The organism is Streptomyces sp. NRRL S-378 (genome assembly GCF_000720645.1).
Lineage (GTDB): Bacteria > Actinomycetota > Actinomycetes > Streptomycetales > Streptomycetaceae > Streptomyces.
In genome coordinates this window covers 1-14,963 of record NZ_JOBX01000005.1, presented here as the reverse complement: position 1 = coordinate 14,963, position 14,963 = coordinate 1, and the positions used below count along the sequence as shown (strand labels likewise).

Genomic DNA, 14,963 nt, shown 5'->3' with positions numbered 1-14,963 from the left:
CTCGCTGACCGGCGAGGCTGACGAAGCCCATGGCTCTGAGCTGTTCAGATGCTGTGGGCTTCCGTCGTCGGGGGCCGCTCGTCGATGTGACGTGGCCGCCCGGACGCTGTCGGGTGCGAGCACGCGGGACGCGCAGGGTCCGCCGAGTACGGAGGCCGGGTGGTGAGCGTCGTGCTGCCGTGGCCGCCGCGCAGCGCGGTGCGCGTCCCGGGGTGCTCGTTCCACTCGGCCACACGGCTGACGACCTCGAGCAGATCCGTTGAATTTGCCTTTTTTTGCCAAGAGTTGAGCGAAGACTCGCCTGGCGGGCAGGGAGCGGGCCCGTGCGGCGCCTCAGGCCCGCCGGCCTGACGGAGGCCGGCCCGACGGCAGTTCCTCCCTGAGGCACCTTCGGCATCGGCCACGCCCGACACCGTGACACCGCCCCGGCCGCCGCCGCGTCGGGGGAGTCGCCGAGGCTCTGTGTAGGCACATCTTAGGCAATATGTGTTGTCAAGAGTTGACATGTTTTGGCAACTACAGCAACATCATTTCAGTCCCGAGGATCTCCCAGCCATGCGGGCCGGGGGCTTCTTTCGGCTGAAGCGGAACTGTGGCAGGGCTCGACCGCTGCCGCTGGACCACAGGAGATATGGAGGAGGGTCTCGATTGTCAGCCCTTCATGCACACGTGGAGCACCGGACGATGGCAGACGCCGATCGACGTGACGCACCACCCCTGGACGGCCCGGGGCAGCCGGTCCCCAGGACCCTCGCCGACCACCTGGCGAACCACGCTTTGCTCACACCCGACGCGCCGGCCGTCCGGCACGGCGATGCCGAGCTGACCTACGCCGAGCTCGACGAACGGGCGACGCAGCTCGCGATCCGTCTGCGCGACCTGGGCGTCGAACGTCGCGCGCGGGTCGCGGTGGAGATCCCGCGCTCGATCGACCACTTCGTGGCGCTCCTGGCAGTCTTCCGGGCAGGCGGGACCCACGTCCCGGTCGATCCGGACCAGCCGGCCGAGCGCAGGCAGTCGATCGTTGAAGCCGCGCAGGTCCACGCCCGTATCGGTCGAGGCTTGAGCGTTGAACGTCTGCCGGCGTTCACGGCGGCGGCGCCCGATGCACGTGATCTCGCCTACATCATCCACACGTCGGGATCGACCGGTACGCCCAAAGGCGTGATGGTGAGCCACGAGGCGTTCCTCCACCACCTGACGAGGGTCCGGGACGTCTACGGCTGCAGCTCCGGCGACCGGATCCTGATGCTGGCAGGCCCGGTCTTCGACGTGGCACTCGAGCAGATCGGACTCGCTGTCCTCAGCGGGGCCACGCTCGTCCTGCCCGACGCCGATTTCTGGATGCCGCAGGAGATCCCCGGCAAGATCGCGGACCTGGGCGTCACGGTGGTCGACATCTCTCCGGCCTACCTCCGCGAGACGCTCGCCCATGTCGAACGACGCGATCCGCGGCTGCGCACCCTGCGGCTGCTGAACATCGGCAATGAGGTCATCCGCTACGGGGACCTCCAAGAGTGGTTCGCCAAGGACGTTCCGGCGGATGTCATCTGCTGCTACGGGCCCACCGAGAGCACGATCACCGCCACGGTGTACCCGGTCACTCCGGCGATGGCCGAGGGGAAGAACCCGTCCGTTTCGGTCCCGATCGGGTCGCCGCTCCCCGAAACCCGTGTCCATGTGCTGGACGAACAGCTGCACCCCGTCGGGGACGGTGCTGTCGGGGAGCTGTTCATTTCCGGGCCGCGAGTCGCCGACGGCTACCTGAACCGCGCGGAGGAGACCGCCGCCCGTTTCCTGCCCGACCCGTTCGCGGGTGAGACCGGTACACGCATGTATCGGACCGGCGACATGGTCCGCAGGCGGTCGGACGGCGTTCTCGAGTTTCACGGCAGGCGGGACGGCCAGGTCAAGATCCGTGGTTTCCGGGTCGAGCTCGGCGAGGTCGAGCACGCTCTGCGTACTCATCCGGGCGTCCGAGCGGCTCACGCCCAGGCCGAAGAGGACCGCGACGAGGTCGCGATCACGGCCTACGTCGTGGGAGAGGTGGATGTGCGGGAGCTCGCCGAGGACCTCCGCAAGCGGCTCCCCGACCACATGGTGCCGGCGAAGTGGGCAGTGCTCGACGCGCTGCCGTTCACGCCCGGGGGCAAGGTCGACCGGGCGGCACTGCCCGCTGCCGGGCGCATCGTCGCCGACCCGCAGGGGGCGCGGCCCCTCTCTCGCACCGAAGCCGAGCTGTCGGAAATCTGGGAGTCGCTGCTGGGCACCGCCCCGGCCACTGGGAGCGATGACTTCTTCGATCTCGGTGGCGATTCGCTGAAGATCTCACGTCTCAGTGCGCGAATCGGCGCGGTGTTCGGAGTCAGGGTTCCGCTGCGTCAACTCATGGAGCACAGCCGTCTGTCGGATCTCACGGAGCTCGTGGAGGAACTGGTACGGCGCGACTCTGCCCGTCCCGCCGCCAAGGAAATCTTCAAGGCGCGTTCCGAAGCGTTCGACGTGACGGTCTCGGTCAGCGATCCAGGATTTCTCGGGACGCCGATCGGTCACCGCCGCACCTGGATGCTGGAACGTTCCCTCAGCGAAATCCAGTCGGACCTGGAACATCTGGACCGGCTCGTCGCGTCGCAGACACGCGGCGTCGACCGACCCGTCATCCATGGGTCCTGGGATCGGAGCGGAGCCCGGTACACGTCCTCGCAGCTGGTCATCGAGGGCCAGGAGGTCATGCAGGACTGGGAGCGCCCGCTCATGCGGGCGATGGCGGCCCATGTCACCGAGAGCCGGGGGCACGTGCTGGAGGTGGGCTTCGGCATGGGAATCTCGGCCACCTTCATCCAGGAGTTCGGAGCAGCCTCCCACACGATCATCGAGCCGAACGCAGACGTCATCGATGCGTTCGAACGGTGGCGCGAAGGCTATCCGGACCGCGACATCCGGCTGGTTCGCGGGTTCTGGGACGAGGTGATCGACCAGATCGGACAGTTCGACGCGATCTTCTTCGACACCTATCCGACCAACGAGCGCGAGTACCGCGACACGGTCGTGCACAGCACCAACTACGCGGAGAACTTCTTCGAGGCGGCCGCCGCCCATCTCCGGCCCGGTGGCGTCTTCTCCTACTACACCAACGAGATCGACACCGTCGGACGCTCCCACCAGCGCAGCCTGCTCAGGCATTTCTCCTCCTTCTCGGTGGAGGTGGTGCGCGATCTCGCACCGCCGAGTGACTGCACCTACTGGTGGGCCGACTCGATGGTCGCCGTCAAAGCCGTCAAATGAGAGAGGCTGATACACGCATGACGCTCGTGACCTATGTGCTGAGCGAAGAAGATGTCGAGGCGCTCGACGCTGTCATCGACGACATCGTGCAGGCGGGGCACGACCCGCGATCCGGTGACCTGTACGACCTTGCGTGGCGGTACCTGGCCGGCGTCCCCGCGGGTCTGCGCGAGGCTCTGAGCCGTTTCCGCAACGCGGAGACCGGAAGCGCGTTCACGATCCGAGGCTTCCGCCTGGACCCGGACGCGATCGAGCCCACCCCGGTGAGCTGGTCCGATCCCGACGCGTTGCGGAGGGAGGAAGTCTTCCTCGCGCTCACTGGTATGTGCCTCGGCGAGGTCTTCGGTTGGTCGACCCTCCAGAACGGCAGTCTGATCCAGAACGTCCTGCCCCTGCCGGGCGTCGAGCAGGAGCAGAGCGGCCACAGCAGTGACGTCCTGCTCGGGTGGCACACCGAGGACGCGTTCCATCCCTATCGGTGTGATTTCGTCGGCCTGCTCGGCATCCGTAACCACGACCGGGTTCCCACGACGGTCGCCTCGATTCGGGACATCGAGCTCAGCGAGGACGCCAAGAAGATCCTCTCCGAGCCCCGGTACGTGATCTATCCCGACACCGAGCATCTGGGCCAGGCCCTCGACGACGGAACCCATTTCGGACTGTCGGAGATCCAGAAGCTGCGGGACAGTCCGGAACCCGTTGCCGTCCTCTTCGGTCACCCCGATGAGCCGTACCTGCGGCTCGACCCCTTCTACATGACGACCTTCGGGACCGATCCGGAGGCCGAGGAGGCGCTCAAGGAGATCTGCGAGAAGCTGAGGATCGCCGAGTACGACGTCGTTCTCGAGTCGGGCGACATCGTCTACGTCGACAACTTCACCGCGGTGCACGGCCGGCGTCCCTTCCGTGCGAGGTACGACGGACGAGACCGCTGGCTCAAGAAGCTCACAGTGACGAGGAACCTCCGCGCTTCGCGCGGTCTGCGTCGCTCGGCTTCTTCCCGCGTGATCGGCTGAGCTCCTCCGGCACGGCCGGCCGCGACGGGGCCGACGGTGGCAGACCGGGTCCACCTCCCGGCATTCCCCGTGTCCGCTCCGACATCGAGGACTGCGCCCAGGCCATGGGCGCAGTCCCCCGGACGGTGCCGTGTCCGTGAGAACGCGGACGGGAAGACCATGCGCGGCCACCACGACCACGGTTCGCTGCGACAGCCGGGGACGTACCCGGCGTGGCAGGACGCCCTGAGCGATCTGCCGGGCAGGGGGCTCGCACCGCGGGGGCGGGGCGACTCGAAGCCGGGCGGGCGCATCGTCGTGCCCACCGCCGAACTCCGCGACAGATGCCTTCGGTTCCTGGAAGAACGATCCATTCCGGCATTCCCGCTCGATCGATATGTGCTCCCCGACCACCCTGCCCCCAGAGACCGCAGGTCGCCCTACTCCGACGGCTTCCTCTGGAACCCCGCCGAGGGGCGACTCATGTGCGGTCTCCCGCAACGGACCCGCCCGGACCAGGGACCTGCTGGCCGAACGTTCAGCATCCCGGTCGCGCGCCCGCGTACTCGTCCGAAAACAGATCCGCTTCAGCGATCTCGTCCGCTCCGTCCGCTGCATCCTCTCCGGAGAGAAGTCATGCGTCCCTGTCTGCTGCTCGTCGATGGCCGGCCCGGCACCTTCCCCGATCACGTCCTGAGCCGGGAGGATCTCGACCTCGTGCTCCTGAGGTTCGAAGAGCACCTCTCCTCACTGCCCGCCGGCCACCTCCGGCGCACGGCGGACATCCCCACGTTCGTCATCGCCGCCGATGCCGACATCCGGCGGGAGGCCGAGCGCTACCTGACGTGGGTGGCGGGGCTTCCGGCACGACCGGCCCACTTCTGCAACCCGCAGGAGCCCCTGCAGGAGATCTCCCAGAGGTTCGCCGGCCTCGTCGGCCTGCCGCACCTCGACGCCGAGCAGGTCGCCTGGGTCCGGGACAAGACCGCAATGAAGCGGCGGTTCCGGGAAATCGGCATCCCCTGCGCAGAGTTCGCCGAGGTCGCGGACGGCGACGACGTCCTCGGCTTCGCTGCCGCGCACGGATGGCCCCTCATCCTCAAGCCGGTCGACGGCTGGTCGTCCATCGACACCTACAAGCTCGACGACGAGCGCGATCTCGCGCGGCTCCTTCCCCTGCCTCCCTCACGGCGGTGGATGGTGGAGGAGTTCCTCACCGGACGCGAGTACCAGTTGTGCGCTCTCGTCGCTCATGGACGGGTGCTCGACACATTCGTCTCCTGGACGCCCTGCGCGCTGCTGGAGACCGTCCACGGCGGCATCAACGGCTCCATCAGCCTCGGCGTCGACGATGAACTGGGCATCGACGAGAAGGAGCTGGTTCAGCGCATCGTCGACGGCATGCGCATCGACCACGGCTACCTGCACATGGAGTTCTTCCGATCGGACGACGGCGGCGTCCACATGAGCGAGGTGGGAGCCAGGCTCGCCGGCTGCGAACTGCCCTCCAACCATGGCCTCGCCCGGAACTTCGACATGATGGCTGCGACGCTCGACACATACCTGGGCCGCGTGCCGTCGCTGGAGTACTCGGCGCTGCGCTGCGCCGGAGACCTGCTGCTCCCCTACAAGCCCGGTCGCGTCGTCAAGGTCACGCCCCTGGAGACGCTGCTCTCCATGCCCGGGGTGGTTCACGGCCGGATGAACGTCGCGAGCGGCGACGACCTGCCGGATCAGCGGGCCTCCCATGCCTCGGCCGGTTACGTGCAGATCGTCGGCCCGTCCCGTCAGATCGTGGAGGACCGGATGACCGAGGTCCTGGATGCCTTCGAACTGGTGACGGAAGACGCGGCGTGAAGGCCTCGGCGGGGCGGCTGCGAGGCCGCTGACGGCGGTTCAGCACGAGGTGCTTCCGGGATCGGGGGGGTTCTCACGCCGGCCGTGGTGGCCGGTTCCCCGGCGCCGGCCCGGCCTGGTTCGGCGGGCCGCCGTCATCCCATGCCCGGCCTGGCGGACGACCCGCCTGACGCGCTGCCCACGCGTCCCGGAGATCACTCGAAAGCGCCTTTCATTACCCGACCAGACAAGGCTGATATGTGATGACAATCCTTATAAACAACAAATTCAGCGATGAAGCCTCGCGACAGTCATCGGGTCCCGTCGTGGCGCTCGCGACCGAAGACGACCGGGAATTCTTGAGGGACATCTTCGCGTCCAGTCTCGACCCGTTCTACGACGGAGATCACGAGGCGCACGCGGACAGGGTCCTCGACGCCCATCTCGCCGCGGGAACCGACAGCTACGGCCATTTCTCGGTGGCGCAGCGAACCTTCGTCCTCTGGTCGGACGGCTCGCCGCAAGCGCAGCGACTGGGTGTCCTGCACCTGGCGGTCAAGCGGCAGGGGACCGTCAAGATCAGCCCGCTGATCCTGGTTCCGAGCCACCGCCGGCGCGAAGGTTTCGGGAGCGTACTCCTCCGCACCGCCCTGGCTTTCGCCTGGGAGCAGGGTGCTCGGCAGCTCTACTGCACGGTCGCCGCGGAGAACGCACCGGCCATCACGTTCTTCACGCGCCATGGGTTCAGGCTCGCCGGTGAGTCGCCGAGCCAGTACAAGCCCGGAATGACCGAACTGATTCTCTACCGCGGGCTCGGCGCGGCTGCCGACGAGTCACCGCGTGACCTGCGCATGCGCCTGTTCGAGGACGGGGACGCGGCCGTGGTGCGCGATCTCATCCTGGATTCGATGCCCAGCGCCTTCCAGGGCGTCGACGACGACTGGGTCCGAGCGCTGTTCGACGGCCATGGCCGCCGGTCCGGCGGGGACCTCAATCAGAAATACAAGATCATTTATGTGGCGGTCGACTCGTCCGGGGCGATCCAGGGAACCGTCGCCGCCGGCCCCAAAAAGGGCGACCCGGTGAAACTCATGCCGCTGTGCGCGAAGTCTCCCGAAGCGTTCGGCTTCATGCTCGACGAGATCCCCCGGCTTTTCGGAACCCTGGGCCGGAAGCTCTATACGCATCTTCCGGCGTCGCCCGTGACCACTGCCCTCATGCAAGGGGGCGGATGGCGGCTCGAAGGGCTCATGCCCGCGGCCTACCACCCGGACTGGTGCACCGTCCAGTGGAGCCTCGGGCTGTGAAGGCCTCACGAGGCGGTGAGAGGGTGCGCATCGGTATCGCCCCTGCGGAGGAGAGCGATGCGTTCCTCGCCGGCACCGCGGTGCTCGCCAGAAGCCGGGGGGTTGACTCGGAGAGGACAGAGGGGGTGGGGAGTTGAGAGTTCGTCGCGCTCCGCGGACCTCGTCCGAGATCTGGTTCCGCTGCCCCCGGCCCATGCCCGGTGCCCAGGTGCGGCTCGTCTGTTTCGCGCACGCGGGCGGCTCTGCGGCGGCCTTCCGCTCCTGGAACATGGGACCCGACGTCGAGGTGGTCGGTGTCCAGTATCCGGGTCGTGCCGATCGTTTCGCAGACCCGTTTCCCGAGGATCTGGAACAGCTCGGCCGCGAAATCGGCGAGGCGATCGCCATGCTGGACGAGCGTCCGACGGCCCTGTTCGGTCACAGCCTGGGCGCTCTCGTCGCCTATGAGGCAGCTCGCCATCTCGAGGCTATCGGTCAGGCACCCGTTCATCTGTTCGCCTCGGCGTGCCGGTCGCCGCAGGTCGCCGACAGCGGACCACCCCTCGCAGGGCTGGACGACGCGACCCTCGCCGCAGAAGTGATGAAGATGGGAGGCACCGAGGCGCCGGTACTGGAGGATCTGGAGCTGCGCGATCTGGTACTGCCCTATATCCGTGCAGATTTCACCCTGCTCGAGGCTTACGCGCCCTTGGTGGAACCACTCGCCGTGACACCCGTTCTGGCGCTCAACGCAGTTGCCGACCCCTACGCAACCGGCGCGCAGATGGACGGATGGTCGGGGGTCACGCAGGCCGGGTTCCGGGTGGAGAGGTTCCCCGGAGACCACTTCTATCTGGTGACGAGGCAGGAGGAGGTGCTCGCCACGCTCCGCGCCGCCCTGGGCGTGCAGGAGGGCCGGGGCTGAGCGGCAAGCCCCGGCCCGTCGAGACACTGGAGTTGTGGCACCGCCGGCGGGCACGGGCCGAGGGCCGGATCCGTGCTGCCCGCGCCACCTGCCCCTGCGCGACGCCGCCCGGAATCGGATCCGGCTTGCGACGGCGGGGCGGTCAGTATGCCCTCCATCAACCTCAACACCCGAATCGCCCCACCGGAAAGACGCAGCGGACCGTCATGAAAGATCGAGGATGACGTAGTAGATGAAAGACCCCTTAGTGCGACTATATGCCAGAAATTCCCAAGGGCTCGCCAAAGTTGGCAATGGCAAACGTGGGTTTCCGGGTGATCTGCCCCAGGCGCCATGTCGGTAGGTGAATCGATCTGATGAGTGGAATCCCGCGGCAGTCCGACTCCGGGTGCCGGCTCGGGCGAATGAGAACCGGGCGACATCTGTCGCAGGCGGCCCTTTTCGGTGAGGGTTCGTCTCGCTCGGCGATGACCTGGGCTCGATGACCTGTACGTCCCGATCCCGGACCCGGCCGGACCGCCCTCCGGGTGACGGCAGTGATGCGTCGAGCAAGGAAGATCGAAACGGAGGTATTGGGGGTCGTTCGGAACGCCGTCAAGGCTCGCGGTTCGAAGTTGACAAGTGCATTGCCATCTCTTCTTGCCGAGAATTATCCACGCCGCACAAGTATGCTTTGGCAACCATTGTCAAGGTTGCCTGCCGGAGCGTTCCATTGCTGGTCACACTGCTTTAGGATGCAGGCAACAAGCTGACAGCAGGTCCGAGCGGCCGCTGAGCACGCTTGCACCCTTGAGTATGATTGTGCGGACGACATGACAGAAGAAGCGTCCTTCGGTGCCAACCTCAGAGCGCTGAGGCAGAAGCGGGGGCTCTCCCAGGCGGCGCTGGCCGGCAAGGAAATCTCCACGGGCTATCTGTCCCGCCTCGAATCGGGCGCCCGACAGCCTACCGAGCGCGTCATCACCTACCTCGCCGACCGTCTGGGCGTCGATCGGTCGGCCTTCTTCACCCCCGACACCAGCGGCTCCCTCAACGCGGCGGTGAGCGTCGCGGCGTCCACGGACAGCGACGACGCCGTCGAGGCGGTCGTGACCGCGCTCGCCTCGGCACAGGACGACGATCCCCTGCTGCGGTGGCAGGCGCTGTGGCTGGTGGCCCGGTTCCGCCGCTGCCGCGGCGAGCACGCCGAGGAGCAGGCCAGTCTGGAGGAGGCCGTCCGGATCGCGGACGGCCTGGCACTGGCCGCGCTGCAATGCCGCTCCCGGACCGAACTCGCTCGCTGCCTGCGGGCGAGCGGCGACATCACCAAGGCGCTCGAACATGCGGTCGCCGCGTATCAGATGGCCAGGGAGTCCGGCGTCGGCCTGTCCGACACGGGCAAGGCCCTGCTGACGCTGGTCTCGGTCGAGGCGGAGGCCGGCCGGCTGCTCGATGCCCGCGCCCACGCCGACGAACTGGTCGCTCTGGTGGCGGACCACCCGGACGCGCTGCGCGCCGAAGCGCTGTGGACGGCAGCAACGGTACGGTCCCGTCAGGGTGACGACGACGGTGCCCGCGCCTTCCTGCAACAGGCGATGGAGTCGCTGGACAGCCGCGTCGACCCGGTGCTCTGGGCGCGGCTGCGACTCGCGGCCGCCTCCCTGTACCTGCATGCACGCCCGACTCTCACGGAGCCGGCCCGGGCGTGCCTCGCCGAGGCCGACAAGGCGCTGTCGCTCATCGGCACGCCGGTGCAGCAGCAGGAACTGCTGACGCTGCAGGCGCAACTCGCCTTCGAGGAAGGCCTCTTCGCGGATGCCCGGGGCATCCTGGAGCAGCTCGACTTCGACCACCTCGTGCTCAGCTACCGCGACCAGGTCCGGCTGCGCCTGCTGGAGAGCCTGCTGCTGATCGAGGAGGGCCGACGCGAGGAGGGGCTGACCCGGCTCAAGGAGCTGGGTGCGGAAGCCCAGCGGGAGTCCAACGTGGACTTGGCCGCCAAGGTCTGGCGGGTGCTGGCCGAGGCCCTGGAGCGGTCTTCCTGAGACCTCGGCCGGTCCCGCCGTCTGCTGACCAACCGGGGGCAGCGGGGCCAGCCGGGAGGAACCTGCTGTGCGTCACGCAGCCGATCCGGCCGGATTCGCGGAGCGTCGGCGCTTCGGGCGTCGGCGGGAGGGTTCGTTGCTCGGCGTGTTCGTCTACGAAGAGTGACGGCCGTGCGGGGGACCGTGCTGTGGCTCGGTGGTGGTGTTCGGCCGGGTCGGTGCTGGTCCGTGACACTGACGGCCCTGTGTCGAGGGCTCGGCTCCGCCGAGCGGGGTGCGTGCATACCGTCATACATCTGTCGCTGTGGGTGACCACCGCCCACGGCAGGCGGCCCGCCTGTCCGCACGTGCTCACAGGTGAGGATTCACATGTCACGCAGGCACCGCCCCCGGAGGATCGCGGCGTCGCTTTCCGCGCTCGCGGCCACCGCCCTCTTCGCCGCCGCCGTTCCGGCCGCCGCCCATGACGGGGCCGGCCATCCCGATGAAGCGGCCGAAGCCGCGACTCTGGGAGCCGGGCATGCTCAGGAACATGCCAAGATCCGCGCGGCGGCCCAGGCGCTGGGCGGGTACTCCCAGCTCGCGCGGATCGAGAGCCTCAACGATCTGACCAGGTCCCAGGAGCTGGCGAACTCGAAGTTCCACCCCAAGGCGTACGGGCAGTTCGCGGAGTACTTCCCGTCGCCCGACTTCGCCGCCCACATCGCCATGCTGCCCACCGGCAAGGTGCTGCTGTTCTCCTTCGAGCGGGTGGAGACCGACCCGACGGAGGAGCCCGCGCCGACCAATACGCTCGGGCCGGAGAACGCCGGCCGTGCCTTCCTGTGGGATCCGGGGAAGGGGACGGGACCGGACGCGTTCACCAAGGTCACCCCGCCCGAGCTGGTGGTGCCGGACGGCACGGGCGTGAAGCGCCCGGCCCCGTTCTTCTGCGCCGGACACGCCTTCCTGCCCAACGGCATGCTCGGCGTCTTCGGCGGGAACCTGGGCTACGGCGGAGGCGCCGGAGCGAGGCTGTCCCTCGTCTTCGACCCGTGGACCGAGTCGTGGGCGGTCAACAAGGACATGGCGGTGGGCCGTTGGTACCCGTCCGTCGCCACCGCCCCCGACGGGCGCCTGCTCATCATGTCCGGCCACACCGAACAGGGCTGGGGCACCTCCACCTCGGTCGTCGAGCGGTTCCCTGCCAAGAGTCACCCGGTGCCGTTCGAGAAGACCCTGACCCCGCGGGACTTTCCCACCGACACCCTTCGCGTGGACGCGCCGTTCGGCGAGGACAGCGACTACCCGCACCTGTTCACACTGCGCGACGGCAAGGTGTACGGCCTGGGCCGCCACGCCGCGCGCCAGTGGGCCTTCGACCCGGTCGCGGAGACCCGCACGGACCTGCCCGCACGCCCGGACGGCGTCCACCGCGGCTACGGCTCGGCGGTACCGCTGCCCGCCGGCTTCCGGGGCCCGGACTCCGTACTGATCCTCGGCGGTGACCGCGACGACCCGAACACCTACAAGCTCTCGGGCGGGGGCTGGGAGAAGGAGCACCCGCGCGCCTTCGGCCGGACCCAGGACAACACCCTCCTCCTCCCGGACGCGAGCCTGTTGACGGTCAACGGCGCCTACGGGATCCGGGATTACGGAAACGGCGACTACAACCCCAAGTCCGATCTCAAGTACCGCCAGATCGAGACGCGCAACGCGCTCGGGGAGTGGCGGCTCGGGCCCGTGCAGCGGCTGCCGCGCGGCTACCACGCCAACTCGGTCGTCCTGCCCGACGGCCGCGTCCTGGTCACCGGTGACGAACTCCAGCAGCTCGCCAACGACCCGAAGATCGACGACGAGATGAACGGCAGTATCGAGATCTTCGAGCCCGCCTACCTCCACCAGGGCGCCAGGCCCAGGCTCGACCACGTGCCCGACGGCCCCATCGGCTACGACTCGCGGTTCAGGGTGTCGACCTCGACTCCCGGGGAGGTCAAGAAGGCCGTCCTGCTGGCGCCGACCACCGCCACCCACGCCGTCAACACCAGCCAGCGTCATCTGGAACTGCGGATCGTCCACCGCCAGGGCAACACGCTCTCGCTCCAGGCCCCGCCTTCCGCCAACGACGCCCCGCCCGGCCACTACATGCTCTTCCTGCTGGACGAGAAGGGAGTGCCGAGCACGGCCAAGTTCGTGTCCCTGCGCTGAACGAACCGAACAGCAGCGAAGCGGAAGCGGCGGCCCGGCTCTGGATTCCGGATCCCCGGGACTCCGGAGCCGGGCCGTCGCGCGGCGGGAAGCCGCCGACGCCTCACCAGGAGGCGTGTGCTGAGGCCCCCGGCGGCTGGGTGGGCGGTCTGCCGGTTCGGGGGCTGTGCGTCCTATGATCGTCACTCCTTGTGTGAGGGGGCTTGGCATGGGGGCTGGGTTGTCGCAGGAGGCGCGGCGGCAGGAGCGGTTGCTGCGCGAGCAGTGGGAGGCCGCCCGTCGGCAGGTGCGGGAGCGGCGAGGGGCGGCCGGGGAGGGGGATCGGCGTGTTCTCGCGCAGTTACTGGTGCTGACCGCCCGCGGGTGGCGGTTGCTCGTCGGCCGCGGGGACGTGGTGCTGGTCGGGCCCGGCGGGGTCTTCGTCGTCGGTGGCGGTGGCGGTGGCGGTGGCGGTGGCGGTGCCCGGGCCGGGGCAGGGGTCGGCACCGGTGACGTGGTGCGGGACGGGGCCGCGGCCGGGCTGCTCGCCGCGACCAGGGTCACCGAGAGCGCCGTCGCGTCGCTCGGGATGTCGCCGGTGGCGGTGCAGCCCGTCATGGTGCAGGCCGGTCAGAGCGCCGACCACGGGCACGACCACGGGCACGGGCGGATACGGGTGCTCGGCGAACAGGAGCTCGGGCGGGTGCTGCTGGCGCAGCCGCGCCGGCTGCGGGCGGAGTCCGTACGGGCGATCGCCGACCACCTCGAGCGGGTGCTGCCGGGCCGCGAAGCGCTCGCGCTGGAGGAGCGGACCCGGCCGCCGGAGCAGCGGGATCCCGACGGGCTGTTCGATCTGGACGGGCTGCGGGACGCGGCCCTGGAAGGGGCGCGGCGGGCGCCGATCGAGCAGTGGATGACCTTTCTGCATCCGGACCAGGTGGCGCTCGTACGCCGCAACTGGTCCGGCCCGGCCCGCATCAGCGGACCGGCGGGCACCGGCAAGACGGTCGTCGCGCTGCACCGCGCGGCCCACCTGGCCAGGCGGACCACGGGCCGCATCCTGTACGTCACCTTCGCCAACAACCTGCCCCGCGTGCAGAGCACCTTCCTGCGGACCATGGCCCCCGCCGTCGCCGACCGGGTGGACTTCCGCAGCCTGCACTCCTGGGCCCAGGAGTTCCTGCAGGAGCGGGGCGTACCGGTGCGGTTGAACGGGGACAAGGCCGAGACCGCCTTCAGCCGTGCCTGGACGCACGTCGGGCGGGAGAGCCTGCTGGCCCGGATCGACCCGGGGCCGGGGTACTGGCACGAGGAGATCGACCACGTCATCAAGGGACGCGGCCTGACGCGGTTCGAGGACTACGCGGTCGTCCCGAGGCGGCGGCGGAGGGCGAGCCTGCACCGGACGCAACGGCGGGCCGTGTGGGAGCTGTACGAGGAGTACGAGGCGCGGCGTCATGAGCGCGGCGTGCACGATTTCAACGACGTGCTGTCCCTGGCTCTCGCGCAGGCGTCGAAGGAGGGCGGACCGCCCCCGTACGCCGCCGTCGTCGTGGACGAGGTCCAGGACCTGACGCTGGTCGGGGTGCGCCTCCTGCACGCGCTCGTCGGCGACGCCCCCAACGGTCTGCTGCTCGTCGGTGACGGTCAGCAGACCGTGTACCCGGGAGGCTTCCGGCTCACCGACGCGGGCATCGACATCCGCGGCGACCGCGGGCAGGTGCTGCGCACCAACTACCGCAACAGCAGGCAGATCCTGGACGCGGCCCTCGCCGTCGTGGCCGACGACGTGTTCGAGGACCTCGACGGGGTGCCCACGCCGGGGCGCCGCGACGTCGACCTCACCTACCACGACGGGGACGTCGTACGCGTCGCCGAGCCCACGGCGGACGCCCACGACCGGGAGCTGGTCGGGGCCCTGCGGGCCCTGCCCGACGGCGCGCTCGCCGACACCGCCCTGCTGTGCCCCTCCAAACGGGCCCTCGGCCACTACCAGCGCCTGCTCGCACGGGCCGAGATCCCGGTGCGCCCGCTGGAGCAGTACGACGGCCACCCCGTCGACGCCGTCAAGCTGGGCACCTATCCCCGGGCGAAGGGGCTGGAGTTCAAGAACGTCTTCCTGCCCCGGTACGACACCGCGCTCACGGACACGGCGCCGGAGACCGACACGGCGCGGGAGCGTGCGGAACTCATGCGCAGCCGGCTCTTCGTGGCCATGACCCGGGCCCGCGACCTGCTGTGGCTGGGCAGCGTCACCGGCCCGCCGGCTCCCCGGCGGTGAGGCCGAGCACCGGCGCGCCCGGCGCGGCGCGGTGATCTTCGTGTGATCGTTTCGTCCCGCCCGGCGTCACCGCGGCGGGGCGGGGCCGCTGCTCGACCCCGTCCCCGCGGCCCCGGTCCGCGCCCCGGCCCCCGTCCCCGCGGCCCCGGTCCGCGCCCCGGCCCC

8 protein-coding genes and 1 pseudogene are annotated in these 14,963 nt (G+C 69.3%); 8 read left to right on the top strand and 1 reads right to left on the bottom strand.

The genetic code is table 11. The features are described from left to right. Window positions 1-684: 684 nt before the first annotated feature. The 8 genes from IH80_RS40590 to IH80_RS0104785 all read left to right on the top strand — a co-directional run bounded on the left by IH80_RS40590 (window position 685) and on the right by IH80_RS0104785 (window position 14,798). A complete protein-coding gene (locus tag IH80_RS40590; RefSeq protein ID WP_158943288.1) occupies window positions 685-3,285 on the top strand; it encodes an amino acid adenylation domain-containing protein in 2,601 nt (866 codons plus the stop codon). Window positions 3,286-3,302: 17 nt separating this feature from the next. Continuing rightward, the gene (gntD, locus tag IH80_RS0104820) at window positions 3,303-4,301 is read left to right on the top strand and encodes a guanitoxin biosynthesis L-enduracididine beta-hydroxylase GntD (protein WP_051808803.1); all 999 of its coding nucleotides are present in this window, start codon (window positions 3,303-3,305) and stop codon (window positions 4,299-4,301) included. A 615-nt stretch (window positions 4,302-4,916) separates the two neighbouring features. Beyond that, window positions 4,917-6,137, top strand: a complete 1,221-nt coding sequence (locus tag IH80_RS0104815; RefSeq protein WP_030957950.1) for a hypothetical protein — start codon at window positions 4,917-4,919, stop codon at window positions 6,135-6,137. 305 nt (window positions 6,138-6,442) lie between these two features. Further along, the gene (locus IH80_RS40585; protein ID WP_051808802.1) at window positions 6,443-7,423 is read left to right on the top strand and encodes a GNAT family N-acetyltransferase; all 981 of its coding nucleotides are present in this window, start codon (window positions 6,443-6,445) and stop codon (window positions 7,421-7,423) included. 193 nt (window positions 7,424-7,616) lie between these two features. Further along, complete coding sequence (locus IH80_RS0104800; RefSeq protein WP_051808800.1) at window positions 7,617-8,327, top strand: thioesterase II family protein; 711 nt, start codon at window positions 7,617-7,619, stop codon at window positions 8,325-8,327. A gap of 812 nt (window positions 8,328-9,139) precedes the next feature. Further along, window positions 9,140-10,351: a helix-turn-helix domain-containing protein gene (locus IH80_RS0104795; protein WP_030957943.1), complete on the top strand. Its 1,212-nt coding sequence runs from the start codon at window positions 9,140-9,142 to the stop codon at window positions 10,349-10,351. Between the two features lie 369 nt (window positions 10,352-10,720). Next, window positions 10,721-12,538 (top strand): glyoxal oxidase, encoded by a 1,818-nt coding sequence (locus IH80_RS0104790; protein ID WP_030957942.1) that lies wholly within the window; start codon window positions 10,721-10,723, stop codon window positions 12,536-12,538. 208 nt (window positions 12,539-12,746) lie between these two features. Then, window positions 12,747-14,798, top strand: a complete 2,052-nt coding sequence (locus IH80_RS0104785; RefSeq protein ID WP_030957941.1) for a UvrD-helicase domain-containing protein — start codon at window positions 12,747-12,749, stop codon at window positions 14,796-14,798. Here the strand turns inward: IH80_RS0104785 and IH80_RS45685 are convergent. After that, window positions 14,770-14,963: pseudogene (locus IH80_RS45685) on the bottom strand (hypothetical protein); the annotation flags it as partial. The gene IH80_RS0104785 and the pseudogene IH80_RS45685 overlap by 29 nt on opposite strands.

What these genes read in the sequence shown, in the direction of transcription:
- IH80_RS0104785 (WP_030957941.1), top strand. Translation starts at nt 12,747, where the DNA reads ATGGGGGCTGGGTTGTCGCAGGAGGCGCGGCGGCAGGAGCGGTTGCTG.
- IH80_RS0104815 (WP_030957950.1), top strand. Translation starts at nt 4,917, where the DNA reads ATGCGTCCCTGTCTGCTGCTCGTCGATGGCCGGCCCGGCACCTTCCCC.
- IH80_RS0104790 (WP_030957942.1), top strand. Translation starts at nt 10,721, where the DNA reads ATGTCACGCAGGCACCGCCCCCGGAGGATCGCGGCGTCGCTTTCCGCG.
- IH80_RS0104795 (WP_030957943.1), top strand. Translation starts at nt 9,140, where the DNA reads ATGACAGAAGAAGCGTCCTTCGGTGCCAACCTCAGAGCGCTGAGGCAG.
- gntD (WP_051808803.1), top strand. Translation starts at nt 3,303, where the DNA reads ATGACGCTCGTGACCTATGTGCTGAGCGAAGAAGATGTCGAGGCGCTC.
- IH80_RS0104800 (WP_051808800.1), top strand. Translation starts at nt 7,617, where the DNA reads ATGCCCGGTGCCCAGGTGCGGCTCGTCTGTTTCGCGCACGCGGGCGGC.
- IH80_RS40590 (WP_158943288.1), top strand. Translation starts at nt 685, where the DNA reads ATGGCAGACGCCGATCGACGTGACGCACCACCCCTGGACGGCCCGGGG.